Source organism: Enterobacter sp. 50793107, assembly GCF_001463365.1.
GTDB lineage: Bacteria > Pseudomonadota > Gammaproteobacteria > Enterobacterales > Enterobacteriaceae > Enterobacter > Enterobacter cloacae.
In genome coordinates this window covers 1-395 of record NZ_LNII01000051.1, presented here as the reverse complement: position 1 = coordinate 395, position 395 = coordinate 1, and the positions used below count along the sequence as shown (strand labels likewise).

General features: G+C 47.8%; 1 tRNA gene and 1 rRNA gene. Both read left to right on the top strand.

Annotation, left to right across the window (positions count from 1 at the left end):
- Positions 1-78: ribosomal RNA gene (locus APU11_RS28565) — 16S ribosomal RNA — on the top strand; the annotation flags it as partial.
- 84 nt (positions 79-162) lie between these two features.
- Positions 163-238, top strand: a tRNA-Glu gene (locus APU11_RS07450).
- Positions 239-395 lie beyond the last annotated feature (157 nt).

Genomic DNA, 395 nt, shown 5'->3' with positions numbered 1-395 from the left:
CGCGCTTTGTGATTCATGACTGGGGTGAAGTCGTAACAAGGTAACCGTAGGGGAACCTGCGGTTGGATCACCTCCTTACCTTAAAGAACCTGCCTTTGCAGTGCTCACACAGATTGTCTGATGAAAAGTAAATAGCAAGGCGTCTTGCGATTGAGACTGTACGTCCCCTTCGTCTAGAGGCCCAGGACACCGCCCTTTCACGGCGGTAACAGGGGTTCGAATCCCCTAGGGGACGCCACTTGCTGGTTCGTGAGTGAAAGTCACCTGCCGTCATATCTCAAAACTGACTTGCGAGTCATGTTTGAGATATTTGCTCTTTAAAAATCTGGATCAAGCTGAAAATTGAAACGACACACATGTTATGTGTGTTCGAGTCTCTCAAATTTTCGCAATCA